Origin of the sequence: Antiquaquibacter metalliresistens (assembly GCF_029211225.1) — a bacterium.
Lineage (GTDB): Bacteria > Actinomycetota > Actinomycetes > Actinomycetales > Microbacteriaceae > Rhodoglobus > Rhodoglobus metalliresistens.
In genome coordinates this window covers 559,225-567,490 of sequence record NZ_JARGEM010000001.1, presented here as the reverse complement: position 1 = coordinate 567,490, position 8,266 = coordinate 559,225, and the positions used below count along the sequence as shown (strand labels likewise).

Here is an 8,266-nt window from a genome sequence, read left to right as displayed (position 1 = left end):
AACTCTCTGGGATAGGGACCGGGCATGATGACATCCTCCCCGTCAGCGCCTCCCGACACTAACGATCAGTTGTCACCGATTCGTTCCTCACGCCCGGTTTGCCTCGGCCTTCGACACCGACGACTGGTTCTACCGCATCACGACCCTCGTGCAGATGATCGGCGTCATCGTGCTCGCCCTCGGGCTGCCGGCGATGTTTCATTCGCTCGACGTGGGCACGCTCTTCGACAACGACATCATGGTGATCGGGTACGTCGTGATGCGGGTCGCGATGATCGCGCAGTGGCTGCGCGTGGCCTCGCAAGATCCGACGCACCGCCGCGTCGCACTCACGTACGTCGCCTTCGTCGCGACCGCGCAGGCTGGCTGGGTGGGGCTGCTGTTGCTGCGGGAGAGCCCATGGTGGGTGTTCCTGCCCGCCGCCCTCGTGACGGTGTTCCTCGACGCGGGCGGGGTCGTGATCGCGGAACGGCGCGCCGGGGGCACGCCGTGGCATCCCCACCACATCGCCGAGCGTTACGGGCTGCTCGTCATCATCGCGCTCGGCGAGGTCATCTTCGGCATGATCGCCTCGGTCTCGGCCGTCATCCAGGCGCAGGGCTGGAGTTCAGAGGCCATCCTGCTCATCGTCGCCGGGCTCGCGCTCACCTTCGGCATGTGGTGGGTGTACTTCATCATGCCCTCGGGGGCCGTGCTCGCGGTGCACCGCGAACGCAGCTTCGGCTGGGGATACTCCCACCTGATCATCTTCGCCGCGATCGCCGCCACGGGTGCCGGGCTGCACGTCGCGGCGTATGTGCTCGAGGGCGAGGCGCACATCTCGGCGCAGGCCGCGTTGCTCACCGTCGTGATCCCGGAGTTCGTGTTCCTCGTCGCGCTCTTCTCCACCTATTCGGTGCTCGTGCGAGATCTCGACGCGTTCCACTTCCTACTCGTGGGCGCGGCGATCGCGGCGCTCGTGGCCGCGGTGCTGCTCGTCGGCGCCGGGGTGGGGTTCGGCATCAGCCTGCTCGTCGCGTGCCTTGCACCGACCGTCGTCATCGTCGGGTTCGAGACGCTGGGCCAGCGCCACCAGGCGGCGGTGCTCGCCCGGATGCGCTAGAGCCGGTCGAGCGCTTCGAGAACGTCGGCGGTGAGGTCGGCAACATCCTCGATGCCGACGGAGAGGCGCACGACGTTCTGCGGCACCTCGAGCTCCGTGCCGCGCACCGATGCGTGCGTCATCTCCGATGGATAGCAGACGAGCGACTCGACGCCGCCGAGCGACTCGGCGAGCTGGAACAGGTGCATCCCCTCCGCGAAGCGCTTGGCCGGCGCGATACCCCCGGCGACCGCGACCGAGATCATGCCGCCGAACGCGCGCATCTGCGTCGCAGCGAGCGCGTGGCCGGGGTGCTCGGGCAAGCCCGGGTAGTACACGGCATCGAGCTTGGGGTGCCCCACCAGCCGTTCGGCGAGGGCCTGCGCGTTCGCGCAGTGACGGTCCATGCGCACGCCGAGCGTCTTGATCCCGCGCATGGTGAGCCAGGCATCCATCGGACCGGAGACCGCACCCACCCCGAACTGGAGGAAGCCAACCTTCTCGATGAGTTCGGGATCGCGCAGCACGACCGCGCCCCCCAGCACGTCGGAGTGGCCGCCGAGGTACTTCGTCGTCGAGTGCACGACGGCGTCCGCACCGAGCAAGAGCGGCTGCTGGAGGGAGGGAGATGCGAAGGTGTTGTCGACGACGACCGTGACACCGTACTCCTTCGCGACCGTGGCGACACCGGCGATGTCGGTGATCTTCATGAGCGGGTTGCTGGGGGTCTCGACCCAGAGCACGCGGGTGGCATCCGGGCGGATGGCGGCGCGCACGGCATCCAGGTCGCTCATGTCCACCGTGGTCAGGGAGATGCCCCACGGCACGAACACGCGGCTCACGAGCCGATGGGTGCCGCCGTAGACGTCGTTGCCCATGACGATGTGGTCACCGGGCTTCAGCAGCGCACGCAACAGCGTGTCCTCGGCGGCGAGGCCGGAGGCAAAGCTGAAGGCCGCCTCGCCGCCCTCCAGGCTGGCGAGCAGCTCCTGCAAGGCATCCCGGGTCGGGTTGCCGCCGCGGGCGTACTCGTAGCCGCCGCGGAACCCGCCGATGCCGTCTTGCACGAAGGTCGAGGTGAGGTAGAGGGGCGGCACGACGGCGCCGGTCGTCGGGTCGAAACCCTGGCCCGCGTGGATGGCGCGAGTGGAGAATCCGTGATCGGAGTCGTTCATGGCGGCTTTCGGTTCAGGAGGCGAGGAAGGCCAGCAGGTCGTGTCGCGTGATGACCGCGGCCGGCTTGCCGTCGGTGGTCACGAGCAGCGCATCGGCGCCGGTGAGGGCGTCGCGCGCGGCCTCGACCGAGTCCTGCATGCCGATGAGCGCGAGCGGGGGGCTCACGAAGTCCGCGAGCGCGTCGGTGAGTTTGGCGCGACCACCGAACACGGCGTCGATGAGGGTGCGCTCGTCGATCGAGCCGACGACCTCGCCCATCACGACGGGCGGCTCCGCGGTGAGCACGGGCATCTGCGAGATGTCGAACTCGCGCATCTTGTCGATAGCGTGGCGCACCGTGTCGCTCGGATGCACGTGCACGAGCCCCGCGACATCCGGGTTCTTGGTTCCGACCATGTCGGCGACCGTGCGGTCCTCGCTCGCCGGCAGGAAGCCGTAGGAGCGCATCCACTTGTCGTTGAAGACCTTGCCGAGGTAACCGCGACCGCCGTCGGGCAGCAGGATGACCATGACGTCGTCCTTGCCGAGCTCGCGCGCCGCCTTGAGACCGACCGAGACCGCGAGACCGCTCGAGCCGCCCACGAGCAGGCCCTCCTCGCGCGCGAGACGCCGGGTCAGGTCGAAGGACTCGGCATCGGAGGAGGCGATGATCTCGTCCACGACGGAGGGGTCGTAGGCCGTCGGCCAGAAGTCCTCGCCGACGCCCTCGACGAGGTAGGGTCGGCCCGTGCCACCGGAGTAGACGCTGCCCTCGGGATCGGCACCGATCACGCGCACGGCACCGCCGGAGACCTCCTTGAGATAGCGGCCGACACCGCTGATCGTGCCGCCAGTGCCGACACCGGCGACGAAGTGGGTGACCTTGCCCTCGGTGTCGCGCCAGATCTCAGGACCCGTGGTCTCGTAGTGGCTGAGCGGCCCGTTGAGGTTGGAGTACTGGTCGGGCTTGTACGCGCCCGGGATCTCGCGCACGAGCCGATCGCTCACGCTGTAGTAGGACTCCGGACTCTCGGGCGCCACGGCCGTCGGGGTCACGACGATCTCGGCGCCGTACGCGGTGAGCACGCTGCGCTTGTCCTCGCCGACCTTGTCGGGCAGCACGAAGACGCAGCGATAGCCCCGCTGCTGCGCGACGAGGGCGAGGCCGATCCCGGTGTTGCCGCTCGTCGGTTCGACGATCGTGCCACCGGGCTTCAGAAGACCCTTGGCCTCGGCGTCATCGATGATGCGGGTCGCGATGCGATCCTTCGACGACCCGCCGGGGTTGAGGTACTCGACCTTCACCAGCACCGTCGCGGCGATGCCCTCAGTAACCCGGTTGAGCCGAACCAGTGGTGTGTCGCCGACGAGCTCGATGACGGAATTGGCGTACTTCATGGTGGTGCCAACCTATCAAGCGACGCGGCGTCAGTAGGCGATGCGACGAGAGCCCTCCGGCAGCGGCATCCCGGCGGCCTCGAACGCCGCGCGCACCCGCAGCCGCCGGTTGTCGATCTCCTTGCCGATATCCCGCGCGAGCGCCGGTCGCCGGTCGACGAGCTGGTCGAGTACCTCGACGGGGATGTGCAACGCCTCGACCTCGGTGACGGCGACGACCGTCGCATTGATCCCCTGGCGTGTCAGGCTCGTCAGCCCGATGAGGTCGTCGGCGTCGAGCGCGGACACCGGCAGCCGTTCGCCACCCGGGCCCTCGACGACCATCGAGGCCGCCCCGCTCACGATCAACAGGATGCCGTCTGGCACCTCGCCCGCATGCTGGAGCTTCTCCCCTGCCGCGTAGCGCCAGGCCGCGACGCGATCGACAGCGCCCGCGACATCCTCGATGCCGCACCCGACCGTCGCCGCGAACCGCGCGAGCATCGCGTTGCGGCGATCGGCGGTGTCGTAGTCGTCGAAGAACTGGCGATCGAGGCGCAGCTTCGCCCGACGGGCCGCGTACCAGAGGCGACGACGGAACTCGGTGAGCGTGTCGAACTCGTCGCCCGGGCTCAGGATCGGGATGTCGATCTCGTACTTCGACTTGTCGAGCGCATAGGCACCGGGCGTGCCCTCCGGTGCGAGCGTCGGCAGGTCGCGGGCGACGGACTCGAGCAGGCCGATGACGCGCTGGGGTGGATCATCCGTCGTGAAGCGCACCTCGGTCCACGCGTTGTACGGCGTGAGCTTGCGGCTGAGGTTCGTGAACGACGCTCCCGCGAGTTCCGAGTTCGGCACCACCTGGATGCCCTTGATCGTGCGGATGTGCACCGAGCGCCAGTTGACTTCCTCCACCCGACCGCGCACGCCCGCGGCATCCAGCCAATCACCGAGCTTGAAGGGCTGCTCGAAGAGCAGCAGCAGCCCGGAGAGCACGGAGCCGACCGCGTTCTGGAGGGCGAGGCCGATGACGATCGAGCCGATGCCGAGCGCCGTGAACAGGCCGCCGGTATCCGCGCCCCAGACGATGTTGAACAGCACCGCGAGCGAGACGACGATCACCAGGAACCGCAACACGTCGACGAAGATCGACGGCAGCCGCTCGCGCCAACTGCCGACCCGCGCCTTGCCGAACACCGCGAAATTGATGCCGTTGATGAGCACGAGGATCACGAGGAAGCCGAGCACGGTCGCCGTGATCTTGCTCCACGAGGCATCGATGTTGAGGTCGTCGGTCTGGGTGAGCAACACGAAGAGTGCGGTGACCGGCACGACATAGTTGCGCACGAGCCGCACGATGCGTGCCGCACCGCTGCCGCGGCGCACGAGCCCGGTGTACACCTCGGTGAGCACGAGCAGCGCGATCGGCAGACCGACGATGACCCCCACGGATGGCCAGAACCAGGACTGGGTCCAGATCTCAACCATGCTGCACCGCCGTCGACACCCGCCAGATGGGTTGCTGGCCCTCGGGCGACTGGATGACACCGGCCTCGGTCAAGGCAAACTGATCCGGCAGGCGCTCGACGACCCGTTGGGTGATGAAGATGCCCGATTCGGGATGCTCGCCCTGAATCTGGAAGACGAGGTTGACCGCCTCCCCCCAGAGGTCGTAGACCATGTGCGCCCGGCCGACGAGGCCGCTCGTGACGCTTCCGACATCCACCCCTGCCCGAAGGCTCAGTTCGGCGCCCCACCGCGCGCCGAAGCGCTCGACGACGCGCTGGATCTCGATCGCGAACTCCACCATCCGCCTCGCGTTGTCGATGCGCGGCACCGTGAGACCGCAGCTCGCGAGGTAGCCCTTCGTCGTCGTGCGCACGTGCTCGACGCCCAGCCGGTTGCCGGTCTCGTCGAAGGCCTTCACGAGTTCGTTGAGTCTGGCCAGCGTGCTCTCCGAGTCCATGCCGCGGGCGAAGTCGTCGAAGCCGACGATGTCGGCGAACATCACCGAGACCTCCTGGTGGTCCTCGGCGATCGTCTCGGCGCCTTCGCGGTAGCGCTTGATGACCGGCTCCGGCATCAGCGCCCGAAGCAGTCGCTCGCTCTCCGCCGACTGCTCCTCGAGCAGGTCGGCCTTGATCTGCAGGCTGCGGCTCATGTCGTTGAACGCGTTCGCGACGTTGGCGATCTCGTCGCTGCCACCGGCATCCACGACGACACCCTCCTCACCCGCGGCGATGCGCTGCGCCGCCGAGCTGAGCTGGCGCAGCGGTCGCACCAGCACGCGCGCGAGGATCAGCGACAGCACGGAGACGATCAGGGCGAGCACGGCCGAGGAGATCACGAGGTTGCGCGTGAAATCAGTGACCGGCGCGAAGGCCTCGCTCGTGTCGGTCTCGGCCACGACGACCCAGTTCGGCATGAATCCCTCGAGGGGCCGGTAGGCGGCCAGCACCTCATGCCCGAGATAGTTCTCGCCGATCAGCGTGCCCGTCGCACCCCCGAGCGCCGCCTCGACCGCGCTCGTGGTGACCGGTTGCACGGCGAGGGTGCTGCCGCGCGCCAGTGCGAGCTCCGCGGTGCCGCGGGGCGTGCCCGCCGCCACGACCGTCTCGACGTACTCGTCGGGGCGCTCCGTGAACAGCCTGGACGGCGAGCGCATCAGCGAGTCCGCGCCGACCAGGTACACCTCGCCCGTCTCGCCGAGCCCGCCCTGGGTCCAGTCGCCGTTCGCCGTCATGACCGCGCTGAGCCGATCCAGCGGCAGTTCAACGGCCATCACCCCGACGATGACGCCGTCGCGCGCGACCGGGGTCATCGCCCAGCCCGCCGGCACGCCGAGCGCCGGGGCGTAGTCGCCGAGATCGGTGAAGGTCACCTCGTCGGTCACATTGGACGAGATGGTCTCGACGAACGCCTCACCGAGCGCGGTGAACCGGTAGGGCCCGCTCGCGATGTCCGCGCCGAGGTCGATCCCCTTGTAGGCGGAGTAGACGACCCGACCGCTGGTGTCGATGAGCAGCACGTCTTCGTACTCGAGCCGCTCGGTCATCGCCCGGAAGTAGTCGTGGTACTGCGCGTGCGCCGCCGACCAATCGCTGCCATCTCCGGCATCGTCCACGGCGATGGCCGAGGTGAAGTCGGCATGCGGAACCGTGTAGTGCACCTGCAGATACCTCGCCGCGCGATCCGGGGGGATGAAGCTCGACGCATCCACGGGCGAGCCGGTGATCTGCTCGAGCTGGGGGCCGAAGAAGTCGGCGTAGTACGCGGCGAGCGCGGCATCCTGTTCCGCACTCGGAGGCACCTGCTCGAGCTCGTCGAAGCCCTCGGTGAAGGCGATCGTCGCGTCGTAGACGCTCTGCCCGTGGGCATGGACGACGATCGTGTTCTCGATCGTCGAGAACAGCCTAGTGACCTCGCGCGCTCGCGAATCGCGCACCTCGATGAGTCGCTGGAACGCCGCCTCACGCAACGAGTCGGTGGCGTTCACGTATCCGATCACACCGACCAGCACGTTTGAGACGACGCTGACCGACAGCAGCATGATGAGCACGATCGACTGCACGCTCAGCCCGCCCCGACGGCGCCCGCGTTGCTGCACGACCATCGGCGGCTCGGAGCTGCGAGCCGGGGTCTGCTCAGTCGTCGACATCGATGCCCTCACAACCGGAATCCAACGCCGTGAAGATGGCGATGTTTCACAGTAGTGCCTCAGGCGGACGGCGCGACGGCCCCCGTTTCGCGCTGCGTCATGCGCTCGGCGCGCGCCCCGGCTTCGCGCCGGAGCATGGATGCTCTGCCGATCTTGGGGTTCCAGACGATGAGCTTGCGATGGTGGCCGCTGAGCTCCTGGTACTCCACGATGAGGCTCATGCGCGGGAACGTGTTGATGAGCACCGAGTCGGGCACGAGCCGGTCGACCAGGCGGGTCCACCAGGAGTCGGGGAGCACCGCACTCTGCCCCGCCTTGATCGCCTTCAGGTAGGTGTTCTTCTGCTCGGTGCGCCGATACGCAGCCAAGGTGAGGGTGATCGACGCGAGGGTCAGCACGACCAAGACGGCGAGCACGACCAACCCGGCCGGTTGCGGGATCGCGAGGATGATGCGGTAGTTGATGACGTCGAGCACGTAGAGCAGGAAGAGCGAGAGCAGTCCCCAGAAGATGGCGTACTTCAGGCAGACCCGGCCCTGGATGTTCAGGAACTCCTTGCTGTAGTCCCAGTACACGGCGTGGAAGGCCTTCTCCATGACCAGGCTGGTGACGTACTCGAGCGCGGTGCCGACGACCAGACCGAGCGCGAACACGATCAGCGGATCGTCGAAGTAGTCGATCAGCACCAGCGTGATGATCGTGCCACCGGCGCCGTAGAGCAGATTGAAGGGCAGGTAGAGCAGGCCCAGCCGCGATTCGATCACACCCCGGTACTCGATCGTCCAGCAGTAGATCATCTCGACGATCACGCCGGCGAAGCTGTAGATGAAGAACAGCCACAGTGCCAGGTAGACGCCTTCGCCCACGTTCTCGAACCCCATTGCCCGACCCCCTTCTGCGGTGAACCGCGCCAGAGTAGCAGCGCGGCCGACTCCCCACGGGTAGATTGCGCACGTGGCAACGCGACACGACGCAGGCGAGGTGCTGCGTCGTGG

At 67.8% G+C, this 8,266-nt stretch carries 6 protein-coding genes; 1 reads left to right on the top strand and 5 read right to left on the bottom strand.

Annotated features, from left to right (window positions below):
* The first annotated feature begins 64 nt into the window (after positions 1–64).
* A complete protein-coding gene (locus PYV02_RS02910) occupies positions 65–1,102 on the top strand; it encodes a low temperature requirement protein A (protein ID WP_275756032.1) in 1,038 nt (345 codons plus the stop codon).
* Here the strand turns inward: PYV02_RS02910 and PYV02_RS02905 are convergent.
* From PYV02_RS02905 to PYV02_RS02885, 5 genes are read right to left on the bottom strand one after another with little or no spacing between them, the layout of a single operon-like run.
* Positions 1,099–2,256 carry a cystathionine gamma-synthase gene (locus PYV02_RS02905; RefSeq protein WP_275755999.1) on the bottom strand — a complete coding sequence of 386 codons (1,158 nt, stop codon included), beginning with the start codon at positions 2,254–2,256 and terminating at the stop codon, positions 1,099–1,101. The two genes, PYV02_RS02910 and PYV02_RS02905, sit on opposite strands and share 4 nt — an antisense overlap.
* 13 nt (positions 2,257–2,269) lie before the next feature.
* A complete protein-coding gene (locus PYV02_RS02900) occupies positions 2,270–3,634 on the bottom strand; it encodes a cystathionine beta-synthase (RefSeq protein ID WP_275755998.1) in 1,365 nt (454 codons plus the stop codon).
* Between the two features lie 30 nt (positions 3,635–3,664).
* On the bottom strand, positions 3,665–5,101 hold the full coding sequence (locus tag PYV02_RS02895; protein ID WP_275755996.1) for a mechanosensitive ion channel family protein: 1,437 nt from the start codon (positions 5,099–5,101) through the stop codon (positions 3,665–3,667).
* The gene (locus tag PYV02_RS02890) at positions 5,094–7,271 is read right to left on the bottom strand and encodes an adenylate/guanylate cyclase domain-containing protein (RefSeq protein ID WP_275755994.1); all 2,178 of its coding nucleotides are present in this window, start codon (positions 7,269–7,271) and stop codon (positions 5,094–5,096) included. The genes PYV02_RS02895 and PYV02_RS02890 overlap by 8 nt, the downstream gene beginning before the upstream one ends.
* A gap of 59 nt (positions 7,272–7,330) precedes the next feature.
* Positions 7,331–8,152, bottom strand: coding sequence for a putative ABC transporter permease (locus PYV02_RS02885; RefSeq protein ID WP_275755992.1), 822 nt, complete (start codon positions 8,150–8,152; stop codon positions 7,331–7,333).
* Positions 8,153–8,266: the final 114 nt, after the last annotated feature.